This window comes from Anaerotignum faecicola (assembly GCA_024460105.1).
Lineage (GTDB): Bacteria > Bacillota > Clostridia > Lachnospirales > Anaerotignaceae > JANFXS01.
Map to the genome: position 1 here is coordinate 1 of JANFXS010000475.1, position 406 is coordinate 406.

The window sequence follows — 406 nt, forward strand, 5'->3', positions numbered from 1 at the left end:
GCTGCAAGCTGCTGTTCCGAATACGCCCCCTTTAAATGGCAGGCCATATGATAGACGAGTTCAGTGCGCAGATGGTAGTTTATGTCTGCATCAGCAGAATCTGAAAGGGTCTGATACAGCAGGCTCGAGGCCTGGCAGATGGCGTCGATCTGCTGCGGCGTACAATGATCTGATGTGATGCATAGCGCAGACATTCCCATATAATAGTCGAAATCAGGGAGTACCCGGTTAAATTCGTAGTTTTGATCCTCTTCGATTACGACACTTTTGCAGCGGACTGCAGCATAGTACCAGTCTAACATTTCTGCCAGATGGATGGGGATGTCCTGTCCAAGCTTTAACTGGGTGAAGAGCCGTTCCATCTCCAAATCAAAAATTGAAAGCCCCATGCTTCGTTCTTCCGGGG

General features: G+C 49.0%; 1 protein-coding gene. It reads right to left on the reverse strand.

From position 1 onward, the window contains the following. The coding region (locus NE664_14950) for a hypothetical protein (GenBank protein ID MCQ4727933.1) at positions 1–389 on the reverse strand (389 nt) is incomplete at its 3' end. Positions 390–406 lie beyond the last annotated feature (17 nt).